The 17,029-nt window shown below is 72.9% G+C and carries 12 protein-coding genes; 11 read left to right on the forward strand and 1 reads right to left on the reverse strand.

All coding sequences use genetic code 11. The features are described from left to right. Window positions 1-455: 455 nt before the first annotated feature. The gene (locus AC5RWQ_RS09665; RefSeq protein WP_494282393.1) at window positions 456-1,400 is read left to right on the forward strand and encodes a sugar phosphate isomerase/epimerase family protein; all 945 of its coding nucleotides are present in this window, start codon (window positions 456-458) and stop codon (window positions 1,398-1,400) included. A 132-nt stretch (window positions 1,401-1,532) separates the two neighbouring features. Here the strand turns inward: AC5RWQ_RS09665 and AC5RWQ_RS09670 are convergent, their stop codons facing one another. Beyond that, entirely contained in the window at window positions 1,533-3,191 is a 1,659-nt protein-coding gene (locus AC5RWQ_RS09670; RefSeq protein WP_494282394.1) for an FAD-binding dehydrogenase, read from the reverse strand. Window positions 3,192-3,284: 93 nt separating this feature from the next. Here AC5RWQ_RS09670 and AC5RWQ_RS09675 point away from each other — a divergent pair, with 93 nt between their 5' ends. From AC5RWQ_RS09675 to AC5RWQ_RS09720, 10 genes are all read left to right on the forward strand, one after another. Beyond that, window positions 3,285-4,481, forward strand: coding sequence for a PucR family transcriptional regulator (locus tag AC5RWQ_RS09675; RefSeq protein WP_494282395.1), 1,197 nt, complete (start codon window positions 3,285-3,287; stop codon window positions 4,479-4,481). A 128-nt stretch (window positions 4,482-4,609) separates the two neighbouring features. Beyond that, on the forward strand, window positions 4,610-6,172 hold the full coding sequence (locus AC5RWQ_RS09680) for a Na+/H+ antiporter (protein WP_494282396.1): 1,563 nt from the start codon (window positions 4,610-4,612) through the stop codon (window positions 6,170-6,172). 287 nt (window positions 6,173-6,459) lie between these two features. Further along, entirely contained in the window at window positions 6,460-7,461 is a 1,002-nt protein-coding gene (locus AC5RWQ_RS09685) for a LacI family DNA-binding transcriptional regulator (RefSeq protein ID WP_494282397.1), read from the forward strand. Window positions 7,462-7,573: 112 nt separating this feature from the next. Next, window positions 7,574-9,247, forward strand: coding sequence for an ABC transporter substrate-binding protein (locus AC5RWQ_RS09690; RefSeq protein WP_494282398.1), 1,674 nt, complete (start codon window positions 7,574-7,576; stop codon window positions 9,245-9,247). 79 nt (window positions 9,248-9,326) lie between these two features. Further along, window positions 9,327-10,382: an ABC transporter ATP-binding protein gene (locus tag AC5RWQ_RS09695; protein WP_494282399.1), complete on the forward strand. Its 1,056-nt coding sequence runs from the start codon at window positions 9,327-9,329 to the stop codon at window positions 10,380-10,382. A 55-nt stretch (window positions 10,383-10,437) separates the two neighbouring features. Then, window positions 10,438-11,418 (forward strand): ABC transporter permease, encoded by a 981-nt coding sequence (locus AC5RWQ_RS09700; protein ID WP_334489204.1) that lies wholly within the window; start codon window positions 10,438-10,440, stop codon window positions 11,416-11,418. 4 nt (window positions 11,419-11,422) lie between these two features. Next, window positions 11,423-12,469: an ABC transporter permease gene (locus AC5RWQ_RS09705; RefSeq protein ID WP_494282400.1), complete on the forward strand. Its 1,047-nt coding sequence runs from the start codon at window positions 11,423-11,425 to the stop codon at window positions 12,467-12,469. Beyond that, window positions 12,466-13,473 carry an ABC transporter ATP-binding protein gene (locus AC5RWQ_RS09710; RefSeq protein WP_494282401.1) on the forward strand — a complete coding sequence of 336 codons (1,008 nt, stop codon included), beginning with the start codon at window positions 12,466-12,468 and terminating at the stop codon, window positions 13,471-13,473. Before AC5RWQ_RS09705 ends, AC5RWQ_RS09710 begins: the two co-directional genes overlap by 4 nt. Window positions 13,474-13,523: 50 nt before the next feature. Then, window positions 13,524-14,936 (forward strand): GH1 family beta-glucosidase, encoded by a 1,413-nt coding sequence (locus tag AC5RWQ_RS09715; RefSeq protein WP_494282402.1) that lies wholly within the window; start codon window positions 13,524-13,526, stop codon window positions 14,934-14,936. A 195-nt stretch (window positions 14,937-15,131) separates the two neighbouring features. Beyond that, window positions 15,132-17,015, forward strand: coding sequence for a ricin-type beta-trefoil lectin domain protein (locus AC5RWQ_RS09720; RefSeq protein WP_494282403.1), 1,884 nt, complete (start codon window positions 15,132-15,134; stop codon window positions 17,013-17,015). The last annotated feature ends 14 nt before the right edge of the window (window positions 17,016-17,029 follow it).

Below are 17,029 nucleotides of genomic sequence, written 5' to 3' on the forward strand. Positions count from 1 at the left end.
CCCCCCCCCCGCGCCCCCCCCCCCCCCCCCCTCACCCCGCCACCCCCCCCCGGGGCCCCCGGGCCCGCCCGGGGCGGGGCCGCCACTGCGTCCGGCTTCCCCTGGTCGAACTTTCGTCTTATCGAGAGAAAGTCGAGTCCGAATAGGCGAAAGGTATGGACGTATCGACATGAAGCTTGTTAGCGTCGGCCGCGTGCCGACGTGTCGAGCCACCGGCACAGCACACCGGCCTTCGGCGGCCGGCAGGCCCTGACCTCACCGTCCACTCTCCACAACCCAGCTCCGTCACCCGTCGCCCGGTGCAGCCGCGAAGCACCGCCGACCCGCGGTCGCCGCGTCCCCGGCGACGGGCGGTTCAGCACGCCCGGACACCGTCCGGAAGGGAGCCACCGCGCCGACCGGAACGGACCGGGTCGTCCTGATCCCCACCGCGTAGATCGACGGAAGGAGTCATCATGTGTTACGGATACGACGGGGCGGGCGCACTACGCCGGTCCGTCATCGACCGACGCAGCGTGTTGCGCGGTTCTCTGGCCGCGCTCGCCGGCGTCGGGCTCGCCTCGGGCCTCGGCGCGACCGGTGCCCAGGCGACCGCCCGTCCCACCGGGCAGCGGCACGTGCCCCCGGGCCTGATCAGCATCCAGCTGTGGACGATGCGTGACGCGCTCTGGGGCGCGCCGGGCTACGACGCCACCCTCACCCACCTCGCCCAGATCGGCTATCCGCGCGTGGAGCTGGCGCTCGGATACTTCGGGCGTACCGCCGCGCAGCTGCGGCAGTTCCTGGATGGCATCGGCATCAAGCCGACGTCCAGCCACGACGGGATCAGCGGAGACGCCGCCGGCTTGGCGCAGAAGATCCAGAACGCGGTCACCCTGGGCCAGTCGTTCATGGTGGTGCCGTACCTCAACTCGAACCGCGAGGACGACTGGAAGCGCTGGGCGGAACAGATGAACGTCGAGGCAGCCGCGGCGGCCGCGGCCGGCCTGCGCTACGGCTACCACAACCACGCCCACGAGTTCACCATCGACCTCGGCGGCGGCAAGCGCCCTTGGGACGTGTTGACCTCGGAGCTCGATCCCCAGCTCGTCCACCTGGAGATCGACCTCTACTGGGCCGTCACCGGCGGCATCAACTCCGGCGACGGGGTCGCCGACCCGGAGGGCTTCGCGATCGACGTGATCCGGTCCGCGCCGCAACGGGTCCTGCAGTACCACGTCAAGGACCGGCACGAGGCGGACGGCGACATGGCCGACCTGGGCACCGGGATGATCGATTTCCCCCGGATCTTCCGGGCGCACCGGGTGCTCGAGTACATCGTCGAGAACGACACCCCCGACCTGACGCCCCAGCAGACCGCCGAGGTCGGCTACCGCTACCTGCGCAGGCTGCGGTACTGACCCGCGGGCCGCACCGCTGACAGGCACCGGCGCCGACGCCGCGTCCGGCCCCCGGGGCCGCCACGCCCAGCATGGCGGTGGCGGCCCCGGTTGGCCGCGCGAGCGACCGCGGCAACGACGCGCGGGACCCACTCAGGCGACGGCGGCCGCGGCGGCCCGCCCGGCGGTCCGGCCGGAGAAGAGGCAGCCGCCGAGGAAGGTGCCCTCCAGGGCGTTGTAGCCGTGCATGCCGCCGCCCCCGAAGCCGGCGACCTCCCCGGCGGCGTAGAGGCCGCCCAGCGGTTCGCCGTCGGGGCGCAGCACCCGAGCGTCCAGGTCGGTGTGCAGGCCACCGAGCGTCTTGCGGGTGAGCACGTGCAGCTGGACGGCGATCAGCGGGCCGGCGGCCGGGTCGAGCAGCCGGTGCGGCGGGGCGACCCGGATGAGCCGGTCGCCCCGGTACCGGCGGGCGTCGCGGATGGCGTGCAACTGGGCGTCCTTGCCGAACGGATGGGCCAGCTCCCGGTCCCGGGCCTCGACGATTCGGCGAACCTCGGCGGCGTCGAGCTGTGGGCCGCCGGTGCCGGCCGCCAGCTTGTTCATCCCGTCGACCAGCTCGGGCAGGGTGGCGGCGACGACGAAGTCCGCCCCGTGTCGCTTGAACGCCTCGACCGGCGCGGGCGCGCCGGGGCGTACCCGGTGCAGGAGCTGCCGGACGCTGCGGTTGGTCAGGTCCGGGTTCTGCTCGGAGCCCGACAGCGCGAACTCCTTCTCGATGATCTTCTGGGTGAGCAGGAACCAGCTGTAGTCGTGGCCGGTGGCGCGCAGGTGGCGCAGGGTGGCCAGGGTGTCGAAGCCGGGGAACAACGGCGCCGGCAGCCGCCGGCCGGTCGCGTCGAGCCAGAGCGACGACGGGCCGGGCAGGATCCGGATGCCGTGGCCGGGCCAGACCGGGTCCCAGTTGCGCAGCCCCTCGGTGTAGTGCCACATCCGGTCCGGGTTGATCACCTGGCCGCCGGCCTCCTCGGTGATCGCCAGCATCCGACCGTCGACGTGCGCCGGCACCCCGGCGACCATCCGGGTCGGCGGGGTGCCCAGTCGCGCCGGCCAGGCCCGCCGGACCAGGTCGTGGTTGCCGCCGATGCCGCCGGAGGTGACGATCACCGCCTGCGCGCCGTACGCGAAGTCGCCGACCACCACCCGCGAGCTGCTCACCCCGCGCGGCGCGTCGTCAGGTTCGAGGACCGCGCCGCGCACGCCGGTGACCACGCCGTCCGCGGTGACCAGCTCGTCGACCCGGTGCCGGAACAGCAGCCGTACCCGGCCGTCGGCGACGGCGGCGCGGACCCGGCGGGCGAACGGCTCGACCAGCCCCGGGCCGGTGCCCCAGGTGATGTGGAACCGGGGGACCGAATTGCCGTGGCCGTGGGCCGCCCCGCCGCCGCGCTCGGCCCAGCTGACCACCGGGAAGACCCGGTGACCCAGGCCGCGCAGCCAGGCCCGCTTCTCCCCCGCGGCGAAGTGCACGTACGCCTCGGCCCAGCGGCGCGGCCAGTGGTCCTCCGGCCGGTCGAAGGCGGCGCTACCCGTCCAGTCCTGCCACGCCAGCTCGACCGAGTCGCGGATGCCCATCCTCCGCTGCTCGGGTGAGTCGACCAGGAAGAGCCCGCCGAACGACCAGAAGGCCTGACCGCCCAGGTTCTGCTCCGGCTCCTGGTCCAGCAGCAGCACCCGGCGGCCCGCGTCGGCCGCCTCGGCGGCGGCGACCAGCCCGGCCAGGCCGGCCCCCACCACGATGACATCGGTATCCATGGCACCGACGGTACGTACCGGCGTGCCAAAATCATCGGCAATGGGGCGCAGGATCCGGCCCCGCTTTTGTAACCCGGATGACAAGGAAGCCCGATGTCCGACGCGTTCGTCGACCTCGAGCCCGGCCTCGCCGGGCTCGACCCGGTGGTCGGCGACCACGTCCGCGCCCTCCGCGCCGCCCTGCACGAGCGGATCCTCGGCACGGTTCGCGTCGCGATGCGGCAGCAGGGCCGGTCGCTGACCGGCGGGCAGGGCCGCGGCCTCGCCCTGGGCGTACGGACCGCCGTGGACACCTTCGTCGACGCGGTCGCCGACCCCGGCCGGGACCTGGCCCCCACCCGGGCCGTCTTTCACGCCCTCGGCCGCACCGAGTACCGCGAGGGCCACCGGGTGGACGCGCTGCGCGCCGTGCTCACCGTCGGCGCCCGCGACCTCTGGGCCATCCTGGTGGAGCACGCCACCGCGGCCGGCCCCGCCCCCGCCGACCTGTACGTCGTCGCCGGCGCGCTCTTCGGCTACGCCGACGTGCTGGCCGGCGCCGCCGCCGAGGGATACCTCGACGAGCAGCGCGACGCCGCGCGGGACTGGGCGACCGCGCGGCGGCGCCTGATCACCCTGCTCGTGCAGCCCGAGCCACCGGCCGACGGGGTGCGGCGGGCCGCCGCCGACGCCGCGCGCTGGCCGCTGCCCGCCACCGTCGCCGTGCTCAGCGTCGACGGCACCGACGCCGACCCGCTGGCCGGAGCCATCGGCGCCGGGGCGATCGCCACCGTGATCGACGACGCCGTGCGGATCGTGCTGCCCGAGCCGCACACCCCCGGTCGCCTCGCCCGGGCCCGCCAGGTGCTGGGCGGCCGGCGGGCGGCGGTCGGGCCGGCCGTCGAGGTGAACCGGGCCCGGCTCTCCTACCGGCTCTCCCGCCGGGCGCTGGCGCTGACGCTGCGGGGTGTCCTGCCGGCCGGCGTCCCGGTCGACTGCGACCAGCACCTGGTCACCCTGCTCACCCGGTGGGAACCCGGCCTGGCCGACCACCTCGCCGACACCGTCCTCGCCCCGCTGGCCGACGTCCGGCCCGCCGCCCGGCAGGCTCTGGCCGCGACCCTGCACACCTGGCTGCGCCAACAGGGTCAGGTGGTCGCGGTCGCCGACGAGCTGCACACCCACCCGCAGACCGTCCGGTACCGGATGCGCCGGCTCCGCGAGCTGTTCGGCGCGACCCTGGACGACCCCGACGCCCGGCTCGCCCTGGAGATCGCGCTGCGCCACCGGCTGCCGGCCGCGACGGCCTGACCCCCGGGGCAGATCACCGATTCCGCCGCCACGGTCGGCGACTTCGTACCAGCATGTCGGGTGACGCCCCGCACCGCGACGCCCGGCGCGCGGCCGCCGGGAGAGCAGCCGGGAGGCGGGAGTACGCGGTGGAGGCACTGATCCTGATCGTGGTGCTGGCCGCCACGGTGGTGATCGGCACGACCATCGGCGGCCGGTACCGGGTCGCCCCGCCGGTGCTGCTGATCACGATGGGTGCCCTGCTCGCGCTGCTGCCGCCGTTCTCGCACGTGGTCCTCGAACCCGAGGTGGTGCTGCTGCTCTTCCTGCCGGCCGTGCTCTACCGGGAGAGCCTGGTCATCAGCCTCCGGGAGATCCGCGCCAACAAGCTGGTGATCGCCTCCCTGTCGGTGGCGCTGGTCGGGGTGACCATGGTCGGGGTCTCCCTGGTCGCGCAGGGCCTGGGCCTCGACCCGGCGGCGGCCTGGGTGCTGGGGGCGGTGCTGGCGCCGACCGACGCCGCCGCGGTGGCCGGTCTGGCGAAGCGGATGCCCCGGCGCATCCTGACCACCCTGCGCGCGGAGAGCCTGGTCAACGACGGCACCGCGCTGGTGCTCTTCTCGGTCGCCGTCGGCCTGATCGTCGGCGGCACCACGCCCGGGCCGCTCGGGTTCCTCGGCCGCTTCGTCGCGTCGGCGGCCGGTGGGGTCGGTGCCGGCCTGGCGGTCAGCCTGGTCGTGGTGCTGATCCGCAAGCGCATCGACGACCCGATGCGGGAGGGCGCGCTGAGCGTCCTCACCCCGTTCACCGCGTTCCTGCTCGCCGAGGTCGTGCACGCCAGCGGGGTGCTCGCGGTCGTGGTCGCCGGGCTGGTCCTCTCCTACGCCGGTCCCCGGGTCATCCGGGCCCGCTCCCGGGTGATCGCGTACGCGTTCTGGGACCTGTCCACCTTTTTGATCAACGGATCGCTCTTCGTGCTGCTCGGGATGCAGATCCCCCGGGCGGTGCAGAGCGTCACCAGCAGGTCGATGACGCAGGCGATCACCATCGCGGTGGCGGTGACCGCGGTGGTAATGGTGATCCGGCTGATCTGGGTGCAGCTCTTCTCGTACGGCCTGCCGGTCGTCCGGCGGGGCCCGGCGGTGGACCGGCGGGTCCGGTTGGCGGCGGGCTGGGCCGGCTTCCGGGGCGCGGTGTCGCTGGCCGCCGCCCTCGCCGTGCCGATGACCACCAGGGCCGGCGAGCCGGTACGTGGCCGCGATCTGATCATCTTCTGCACCGCGGTGGTGATCGTGTCGACCATCCTGATCCAGGGCACCACGCTGCCGGCCGTCGCCGAGTGGGCCGGGCTGCGGGGCGACCGGGAGCGCGGCGACGAGGTACGGCAGGCCCGGCTGAAGGCCACCGAGGCCGGCCTGACCGCGTTGCCACAGGTGGCGACGGATCTCGGGGTCACCTCCGACGCGGTGGAGCGGCTGCGCGCCGACTACCAGCGGCACCTCGACGAGTCGGCCGCCGCCGGCGGGGGCGAGGAGGCCGACCGGGTGCGCGAGCTGGACCGTCGGCTGCGGCTCGGCGTCCTGGAGCACAAGCGCCGCGAGGTCACCCGGCTGCGGGACACCAACGAGATCGACGACAGCGTGCAGCGGGAGGTGCAGGCGGCGCTGGACATCGAGGAGATCCGGTTGCTCGGGCCGGACGTCGAGCAGTAGGTCGACGGAGCCTGCCGGGGCGCCACGGGTCGGCAGGCCCGAGGAACCCGCCGCCGCCCGCGGTCCGGGTGAGCCGGACGCATCGAGCCAGGTTGGTGCCGGTGCGGGTCGGCCGCGACCCGACCATCGACACCGGTAATGCCCTTCGTACTTTTTTAAGTTCTTGAAGTTAGCCATGTTTCGTTACCTGGCCGTTATTGACGTGACCGCCGCCACTCGGATTGACTGCGACGGAACCGCTTCCGAAACCGGTTCCGTCCCCTCCCCCCGCGCTCCCGGGAGCCCCCGTGCCGATCACCATCGCCGACGTCGCCGCCCGGGCGGGCGTGAGCAAGACGACGGTCTCGCGGGTGCTCAACGGCAGGGGCGAGCTGGACGGGGCCACCGCCGCTCGGGTCCGGGCCGTGATCACCGAACTGGGCTACGTGCCGAGTGCCCGCGCGGTCGGACTGGCCCGGGGCCGGACCCGGGTGGTCGGCATGCTGGTCCCCTCACTCACCTGGCCGTGGATGGGCGAGGTCCTCCAGGGCGCCGCCGACGTGGTCGAGACCGAGGGGTACGGCCTGCTGCTGTCCACCTGCGACCGGGGCGACGAGTCGATGCGGCGGTTCGCCTCCCAGGTCTCCGCGAAGTCCTTCGACGGCCTGCTGGTCGTCGAGCCCGAGGGCACGTTGGACTACCTCACCACCCTGCACCGGCGGGGGCTGCCGGTCATCCTGATCGACGACCGCGGCCACCAGCCCGGCTTCCCCTCCGTACGCACCACCAACGCCGACGGCGCCCGGGCCGCCGCCACCCATCTGCTGGCGCTCGGCCGGCGGCGCCCCCTGGTCGTGACCGGACTGCGCCGATTCGGGTGCACCCGGGACCGGTTGGCCGGCTTCGCCGACGGCTACGCCGACGCCGGCCTGCCGATCGACCCCGACCTGGTGGTGGAGGGCGACTTCACCGTCGAATGCGGACGGGCGGCGGTGCAGCGGCTGCTCGCCGCCGGCGTGCCGTTCGACGCCGTCTTCGCCCACAACGACCTCTCCGCCGCCGGGGCGCTGCACGCCCTGCGCGACGCCGGCCACGAGGTCCCGCGGGACGTGGCGGTCGTCGGCTTCGACGACCTGCCGCTGGCCCGGCACACCCACCCGCCGCTGACCTCCGTCCGGCAACCGCTGCGCGAGATGGGCGCGGCCGCCGCCCGCGCCCTGATCGCCCACTTCGACGGCACGCCGCTGCCCGACCACCCGACCGTCATCCCGACCTCCTTCACCGTCCGGGGCTCGACGACGAGCGCCTGACCCCCCACTCACCCACCCAGCACGCCGGTCGCGGACGGCCGGTGGCGACACCGCACACCCTCCACCCACCACCACTCCGCTCCCGGGCACGGGAGCACCGAGGGAGACCACCATGAGAAGACGACAGTTCGTCGCCGTCGCGCTGGCCGGCGCGCTGACCCTCGCCGGCTGCGGTGAGACCGCGAACACCAAGGCCCGGGACGCCAAGGGCGGCGCGACGGTGCTCAACGTCGGCATGCCCAACGGCCCGCAGACCGAGAACCACAACCCGTTCCTGACCACCTCGTCGGCGTCGTCCCTGGGCTACCGGTGGCAGATCTACGAGCCGCTGATGATGTGGAACCCGGTCAAGCCGGCCCAGCCGTTCAAGCCGTGGCTGGCCACCAAGGCGACGTGGAACAGCGACTACACCTCGGTGACCGTGACCGTGCGCGACAACGCCACCTGGTCCGACGGGAAGCCGGTCACCGCCGCCGACGTCGCCTTCAGCTACAACCTGGTCAAGGCCAACGAGGGTCTGAACCAGTACGCGACGCCGTACAAGTCGGTGTCGAGCAGCGGCAACGACGTGACCCTCACCTTCGACTCGCCGCAGTTCGTCAACCAGCAGAAGGTGCTGGCCATGGTGCCGATCGTGCCGCAGCACGTCTGGTCGGCGATCAAGGACCCGACCACCGACATCAACAAGAACCCGGTCGGCAGCGGCCCATACACGCTGAAGTCGTTCACCCCGCAGACCACCACCCTGTCGGTGCGCACCGGCGGGTACTGGCAGGAGCTGCCGAAGGTCAAGGAGCTGCGCTACACGTCCTACACCGACAACAACGCGCAGACCACCGCATTGGCGAACGGCGAGTCGGAGTGGAGCTTCGTCTTCATCCCGAACGTCAAGACCGTCTTCGTCGGCAAGGACCCGGCGAACCACAAGGTGTGGGCACCGCCGGTGCTCGGCATCCACGGTCTCTACGTCAACACCACGAAGAAGCCGTTCGACAACCCGGCGCTGCGCCGGGCGATGAACCTGGTGATCAACCGGGAGGACATCTTCAACCAGGCCGAGGCGGGCTACTTCCACCCCCTGGTGCGCAGCGTGACCGGCCTGCCCAGCCCGGCCGGGGACGCCTACATCTCCGCCGAGTACCGGGGCCAGGAGCACAAGGTCGACGTCGACGCGGCGAAGAAGCTGCTCACCGACGCCGGCTTCCGCTACTCCGGCAGCACGCTGCTGGACCCGACCGGTAAGCCGGTCAAGCTCACCCTCACCGACCCGGCCGGCTGGTCGGACTACCAGACCAGCCTGGAGATCGTGCGGGACAACCTGTCCAAGATCGGCGTCACGGCCACCGTGGACAAGGCCAACCAGGACGCCTGGTTCCGCAACGTCGAGGAGGGCAAGTTCGACGCGACCTTCCGCTGGACCAACGGCGGCGCCACCCCGTACGACATCTACCAGACGGTGATGGACGGCCGGCTGCTCAAGCCGATCGGCAAGGCCTCCCCGGCCGGCAACTTCGGCCGCTTCGACAACCGGGAGGCCACCGCGGCGCTGGCCGCGTACGCCAACGCCACCGACGACGCGGCGCGGACCGCGGCGCTGGCCACGCTCCAGAAGGTCTTCGTGGAGCAGGCCCCGATGATCCCGGTCGGCGCGGACAACGTCGGCGCGGCCTACAGCACGAAGAACTGGACCGGCTGGCCGGACGACGCCGACGCCTACGGCGCGGCCCAGCCCACCCAGCCGAACGCGGTCGACGTCGTGCTGCACCTCAAGCCGGCCGGTTCCTGACCTCCGACGTCCGGGCGGCGATCCCGCCGCCCGGACCCCGGCGGACGCTCACCCCTTCCCGAGCAGACAGGAAACCGGCATGACGACCACCACCACGGACGCACCGGCCGTCCGCGAGGAGGTGCTGGAGGCGGTCGGCCTGACCAAGCACTTCCCCGTCCGCAGGCGGCTGCGTGGCCTGTTCTCCCGCACCACACCGGCCGTGCACGCGGTCGACGACGTCGACCTCACCCTGCGCCGCGGCCGGGTCACCGCCCTGGTCGGCGAGTCCGGCTCCGGCAAGTCGACGGTCGCCCGGCTGCTCGCGCAGCTCTACCCCCGCACCGCCGGCACCGTCCGGCTGCGCGGCGAGCCGATCACCGTCCGCGGCGGCCGGCCCTTCCGGGCGTACGCCCGGCGGGTGCAGCTGATCTTCCAGGACCCGTTCGCCTCGCTGAACCCGGTGCACACCGTGCGCTACCACCTGACCAGGGCGCTGCGCATCCACGGCAACGCCGGACGTACCCCGGCCGAACTGGACGCGGCGCTGGCCGACCTGCTCGGCCGGGTCGCGCTCACCCCGGCCGAGCGTTACCTGGACAAGTTCCCGCACGAGCTCTCCGGCGGGCAGCGGCAGCGGGTGGCCATCGCCCGGGCGCTCGGCGCCGACCCGGACGTGCTGCTCGCCGACGAGCCGGTCTCGATGCTCGACGTCTCCATCCGGCTCGGCGTGCTGAACCTGCTCCGCGACCTCAAGGAACGCTTCCACCTGGCCATCCTCTACATCACCCACGACATCGCCTCGGCCCGCTACTTCGCCGACGAGACCCTGGTGATGTACGCCGGCCGGCTGGTCGAGGGGGGCGACAGCGAGACCGTCACCCAGCGGCCGGCCCATCCGTACACCCAGCTGTTGATCGATTCGGCGCCCGACCCGGACCGGATCACCGGCGACGCGGCGCCCGACGAGCGGGACCGCGGCGACGGGGAGCCACCCAGCCTGATCCGGCCACCGGCCGGCTGCCGGTTCCACCCGCGCTGTCCGGCGGCGATGCCCCGGTGCGCCACCGACCTGCCGCCGCGCCTCGACGTCGGCGACCGGCCCGGCCACTGGGCCGCCTGCTGGCTCTACGACCGGGCGGAGGGAACGTCGTGAGCGGGAGGAGTGAGCCGGGTTTGCGAGCCCCGCAGCCGCGAGCCGAGGAGGCACCGTGACCTACCTGTTGCGCCGGCTGGCGTTCTATCTGTTCACCGCGTGGGCGGCGCTGACCATCAACTTCTTCATCCCCCGGATGATCCCCGGCGACCCGGTGAAGTCGCTGATCTCCCGCTACCAGGGCCAGCTCAGCACCGACGCGATCCGCTCGCTCTACGTGCTGTTCGGCATCGACTCCGACGACAGCATCTGGGAGCAGTACGTCGACTACTGGCAGCAGCTCCTGCACGGCGACCTGGGGCTGTCGTTCACCGCGTTCCCGGCGCCGGTGTCCGAGGTGATCAGCGACGCCCTGCCCTGGACGCTCGCCCTGGTCGGCATCACCACCATGGTCAGCTTCGCCCTCGGCACCGGCCTCGGGGTACTCGCCGGCTGGCGGCGCGGCTCCTGGCTGGACGGACTGCTGCCGGCCACCACCTTCCTCTCCTCGGTGCCGTACTTCTGGCTGGGGCTCGTCGCGATCGCCGTGCTGGCCGGACCGGGCAGCTTCTTCCCCTCCTCCGGCGGCTACGAGCCCGGCCTGGTCCCGGCCCTGGACACCATCTTCCTGGGCAGCGCGGTACGACACAGCCTGCTGCCCGCCGCGACGATCCTGATCTCGTCGATGAGCGGCTGGATGCTCAGCATGCGCAACATGATGGTCACCGTCGCCGCCGAGGACTACATCACCGTGGCGCACGCCAAGGGGCTGCCGGAGCGCCGGGTGGCCTGGAACTACGCCGCCCGCAACGCGCTGCTGCCGAACGTCGCCGGCTTCGCGCTCTCGCTCGGCTTCATCGTCGGCGGCACCCTGCTGGTGGAGATCGTCTTCTCCTATCCGGGGCTCGGCTTCCTGCTCTTCCGGGCGGTCAGCGCCAAGGACTACCCGCTGATGCAGGGCATCTTCCTGGTCATCACGCTCTCCGTGCTGGTGGCGAACCTGCTCGCCGACGTCGCGTACCTGGCGCTGGACCCGCGTACCCGAAAGGAGGGCTGAAGCGATGAGCATTCCCACCTCCAGCATCGAACAGGTCATCCCGAAGCAGGGGGCGATGGCCCAGCCGTCCGCCGCCGCCCGGCGCCGCCGCTGGCGCTTCGTCACAGGCGGCAAGGCCGCGACCGGGCTGGCCGTGGTCGGCGGGTACGTGCTGCTCGCGGTGATCGGCCCGTGGATCGCCCCGTACGACCCGGACGCCCGCAGCGCCGAGCTGCTCCAGCCACCGTCGGCGCAGCACTGGTTCGGCACCACCCACCTCGGCCAGGACGTGTTCAGCCAGGTGCTGGTCGGTACCCGGGGGGTGATGCTGGTCGGCCTGACCGCCGGGCTGGTGGCCACCGTGCTGTCGGTCCTGGTCGGGGTGACCGCCGGCTACCTCGGCGGGCTGGCCGACGACGGCCTCTCCGCGTTGTCCAACGTGTTCCTGGTGATCCCGGCGCTGCCACTGATCATCATCGTCACGTCCACCGTCGCAGAAGCCGGCGACCTGGTCGTCGCGCTGGTCATCGGGCTGACCTCGTGGGCCTGGGGCGCCCGGGTGCTGCGCGCGCAGACGCTGTCGCTGCGCCGGCGCGACTACGTGGAGGCGGCCCGGGCCACCGGGGAGAGCACCTGGCGGATCATCGTCTTCGAGATCCTGCCGAACCTGACCGCGATCATCGCCTCCGGCTTCGTCGGCACGGTCATCTTCGCGGTGCTGTCGGAGATCACCCTGGCCTTCATCGGCATCTCGTCGGTCTCCTCGTGGAACTGGGGCACCATCCTGTTCTGGGCGCAGAGCCAGCAGGCCCTCGCGCAGGGCGCCTGGTGGTGGTTCGTGCCGGCCGGGCTGGCCATCGCGCTGCTCGGCACCGCCCTCGCGCTGATCAACTTCGGCATCGACGAGTTCGTCAGCCCCCGGCTGCGCAGCGGCGGACGGTCCCGGGTCCGCACCGCCGACGGGCGCCTCGTGCGGATGCGGGTCGGCTTCACCCCGGTATTGGCCCGGCCCACGCCACCGCCGCAGCGCGCCGAGCCCGCCACCGCACCGCAGAGGGAGGGAATCCGATGAGCGAGCCGGTGCTGGAGATCAGGAAGCTGAGCGTCGACTACGGGCTCGGCGACGAGGCGGTGCACGCCGTCCGGGAGGTGGACCTCACCCTGCACCGGGGCGAGGTGCTGGGGCTGGCCGGGGAGAGCGGCAGCGGCAAATCCACCCTGGCGTACGGGCTGACCCGGCTGCTCCCCCCGCCCGGGGTGGTCAGCGGCGGCGAGGTGGTCTATCACCCGGTCGACGGGCCGCCGGTGGACGTGCTGTCGCTCTCGCCGGCGCGGCTGCGGGCGTTCCGCTGGGCGGAGACCTCCATCGTGTTCCAGGGCGCTATGAACTCGCTCAACCCGGTGCACAAGGTCTCCACCCAGCTGCTCGACGTGATCCGGGCGCACGAGCCGGGGACCACCCGGGCGGCCCGGCTGGCCCGGGCCCGCGACCTGCTCCGGCTGGTCGGCATCGCCGCCGACCGGCTCGACAGCTACCCGCACCAGCTCTCCGGCGGGATGCGGCAACGAGTCATGATCGCCATGGCGTTGGCGCTGGAACCGCAGATCGTCATCATGGACGAACCGACCACCGCGCTGGACGTGGTGATGCAGCGGCAGATCCTCGGCCAGCTCGCCGAGCTGCGCCAGCGGCTCGGCTTCGCGGTCCTGTTCATCACCCACGACCTGTCGCTGCTGGTGGAGTTCTCGGACCGGATCGCCATCATGTACGGCGGCCGGATCGTCGAGGAGGCGCCCGCCGCGCAGCTGTACCGGCACGCCCTGCACCCATACACCGACGGGCTGCTGCACTCCTTCCCGGCGTTGCGCGGGCCGCGCCGGGAGCTGACCGGCATTCCCGGCTCCCCGCCGGACCTGCGGGCCATGCCCACCGGGTGCGCGTTCCACCCGCGCTGCCCCCGGGCGTTCACCCCCTGCGACAGCCAACTCCCCCCGCTCGGCGCGCCCGCCGACGACGACCCGGCGCGTGCCGTCGCCTGCTGGCTGCATCCGACGGCCGAGGCGGTCCCCCGGTGACCCGGCCCGACCCGGCCCCGACCGATTTACCCGCTACCGCGAGGAGAACCATGGACACCGACCTCACCCGTCCGGCGACGACCGGTCAGGCCGACCCGATCGACACCCTCCCGCCGAGCTTCCGCTGGGGCGTGGCGACCTCGTCGTACCAGATCGAGGGCGCGGTGGCCGAGGACGGCCGGACCCCGTCCATCTGGGACACCTTCTGCCGGGTCCCCGGCGCGGTGGCGAACGGCGACACCGGCGACACCGCCTGCGACCACTACCACCGGATGCCGCAGGACGTCGCGCTCATCGCCGACCTGGGGCTGGACACGTACCGCTTCTCGGTGGCCTGGCCGCGGGTGCAGCCGGGCGGGCGCGGGCCGGCCAACCGGGCCGGCCTGGCCTTCTACGACCGGCTGGTCGACGAGCTGCTCGGCCGGGGGGTCGACCCGTGGGTGACCCTCTACCACTGGGACCTGCCGCAGGAGCTGGAGGACGCCGGCGGCTGGCCGGCCCGGGACACCGCGTACCGGTTCGCCGACTACGCCGAGCTGGTTTTCGACGCCCTCGGCGACCGGGTGGACACCTGGACCACGCTGAACGAGCCGTGGTGCTCGGCGATGCTCGGCTACGCCTACGGGGGGCACGCCCCCGGCCGGCGCGACCTGGGCGACGCCATCGCCGCCGCGCACCACCTGCTGCTCGGGCACGGGCTGGCCGTCCAGCGGCTGCGGGCGGCGGCCACCCGGCCGGTGGAGCTGGGCATCACCGTCAACCTGGCCACCGCCGACCCGGCCACCGACAGCCCGGCGGACCGGGACGCCGCGCGGGCGGCGGACGGGCTGGGCAACCGGCTCTACCTGGACCCGCTGATCCACGGCCACTACCCCGACGACGTACTGGCCGACCTGGCCCGCGAGGGGGTACGGGTGCCCGTCGAGGAGGGCGACCTGGCGGTGATCTCCGCCCCGATCGACGTGCTGGGCGTCAACTTCTACTTCGGGCAGCTCTTCTCCGGGGTGGACGAGCAGGGGCGGGACCGGGACGACGCGGGCCGGCCGGTGCAGCGGGTGGTCCGGCGGGACCTGCCGCGCACCGCGATGGACTGGGAGATCGTCCCGGAGTCCTTCACCGAGCTGCTGGTCCGGCTCGGCCGGGACTACCCGGGCGTGCCGCTGGTGATCACCGAGAACGGCGCGGCGTTCGACGACCGGCCGGACGCCGACGGCTTCGTGGCCGACGACGACCGGGTGGAGTACCTGGCCGAGCACCTGCGCGCGGTGGCCCTGGCCCGGCTGGCCGGGGCGGACGTGCGGGGCTACTTCGCCTGGTCCCTGCTGGACAACTTCGAGTGGGCGTACGGCTACGACAAGCGCTTCGGCATCGTCCGGGTCGACTACGACACCCAACGGCGCACCCCGAAGCGCAGTGCGCTCTGGTACCGCGACACGGTCCGGCGGGTCCGCGGCGAGCGGTGACCGGTCGGGCGGCGGGCCGTCCGGGACGTCCCGGACGGCCCGGACGGCCCGCCGCACCCTGCCCCCCAGATCCGAGGCGCCCTTCCCAGGGCGCTTTTTTCATGCCTTGACATAAGAGGTGTGACGGTGTTCCCTCAGTCATGACCGTCGATTGATTTCCCGGCCAGGGGCCGGCCCCAGCCGAAGGGAGCACCCGTGCACCCCGTACCCCCCACCACCCGCCGCCGGTCGGCGGCCGTCGCCGCGGCGGTCTGCCTCGCCGCCGTCGCCCTCGCCCCGCCACCGGCCGCCCAGGCCGCCGGTGAACGGGTCGACGTCTGGCTCACCACCACCTCCGACGCTGGCGGCCGGACCGTCACCCGCGGCCTGCAACCACAGAGCCCGGTCGCCTTCGGCGCCGGCGGGACCGCCACGCACACCATCACCGTCGACGAGAACACCCGGTACCAGCAGTTCGAGGGGGCCGGCGCCTCGATCACCGACACCACCGCCTACCTGCTGCGCGGCGGGCCGGTCAGCAGCGCCACCCGGGACGAGGTGATGCGCCGGCTGTTCAGCCCCACCGACGGGATCGGCCTGTCGTTCGTCCGCAACCCGATCGGCGCCTCCGACCTGTCCCGGCCCGGCAACGTCTCCCTCGACGACACCTGCTGCGACCTCACCGGCTTCGGCGCGAACGGCTACGACACGAACGTCGAGCTGCTCACCGCGCAGGCCCGGCAGCTCAACCCGGCGCTGCGGGTGATGGTGGTGCCGTGGAGCGCCCCCGGCTGGATGAAGGACAACGGCCGGATGGACCAGATGGGCTGGCTGAGGTACGAGTACTACGCCACCTACGCGCAGTACCTCGTGAAGACCATCCAGGCGTACGCGGCCCGCGGCGTGCCGGTCGACTACCTCTCGGTGCAGAACGAGCCGAACTGCTGTCAGGCCGGCAACCCGACCGCGATGGACTACCCCGGGATGAGCTGGAACTCCTCCGGCCTGGTCGAGCTGACCAAGAACTTCGTCTACCCGGCGTTCCGCGCCGCCGGCATCACCACCCGGGTGCTGGTGCACGACTGGAACCACGGCGACTACGGCACCATCGGCGCCGGTCTGCTCGCCGACGCCGCGGTCCGCACCGACCCGCTCTTCGGCGGCATCGCCTGGCACGGCTACTGGGGTGACCCGGCGGTCGGCAGCCAGGTGCACGACCAGTACCCGGCCGTGCCGCAGTTCAGCACCGAGCACTCGGGTGGCACCTGGATCGGCAACCAGCACAACGAGGACATGGCCGACATCGTCAACTACGCCCGGAACTGGAGCCGGAGCGTGGTCAAGTGGAGCCTCGCGGTCAACCAGAACATGGGCCCGCACAACGGCGGCTGCGCCACCTGCACCGGGCTGATCACCGTGCAGGAGGGCGGGACCCGCGCCGGCCAGGTCGACTACACGGTGGAGTACTACACCGCCGGCCACCTGACGAAGTTCGTCCGGCCCGGGGCGTACCGGATCGCCTCCACCGCGAACGCCACCGTGCCGAACGTCGCCTGGCGCAACCCGGACGGCTCCAAGGCGCTGATCGCCCACAACCCCGGCACCTCCACCCAGTCGGTGAAGGTGGCCTGGGGCGGCCAGTCCTTCACCTACTCGCTGCCGGCCCGTACCACCGCCACCTTCACCTGGTCCGGCAGCCCGTCCGGGGGCGGCGCACCGACCGGGGCGATCACCGGCCTGGGCGGCGCCTGCCTCGACGTCACCGACAACAACTCCGCCGACGGCACCCCGATCCAGATCTGGTCGTGCACCGGCGGCGCCAACCAGCAGTGGACCCGGGCCGCCGACGGCACGATCCGCTCCCTCGGCAAGTGCCTCGACGTGTCCGGTGGCGGCACCGCCGACGGCACCAGGGTCCAGCTCTGGACCTGCAACGGCACCCCCGCCCAGCAGTGGGTCTGGACGGCCGGTCGGGACCTGGTGAACCCGCAGGCGAACAAGTGCCTCGACGTCACCGGGAACACCTCGGCCAACGGCACGAGGACGCAGATCTGGTCGTGCACCGGTGGCGCCAACCAGAAATGGACGCTCCCGGCGTGAGGGAGGCCGGCTCG

It is taken from the genome of Micromonospora sp. BS32 (genome assembly GCF_059089345.1).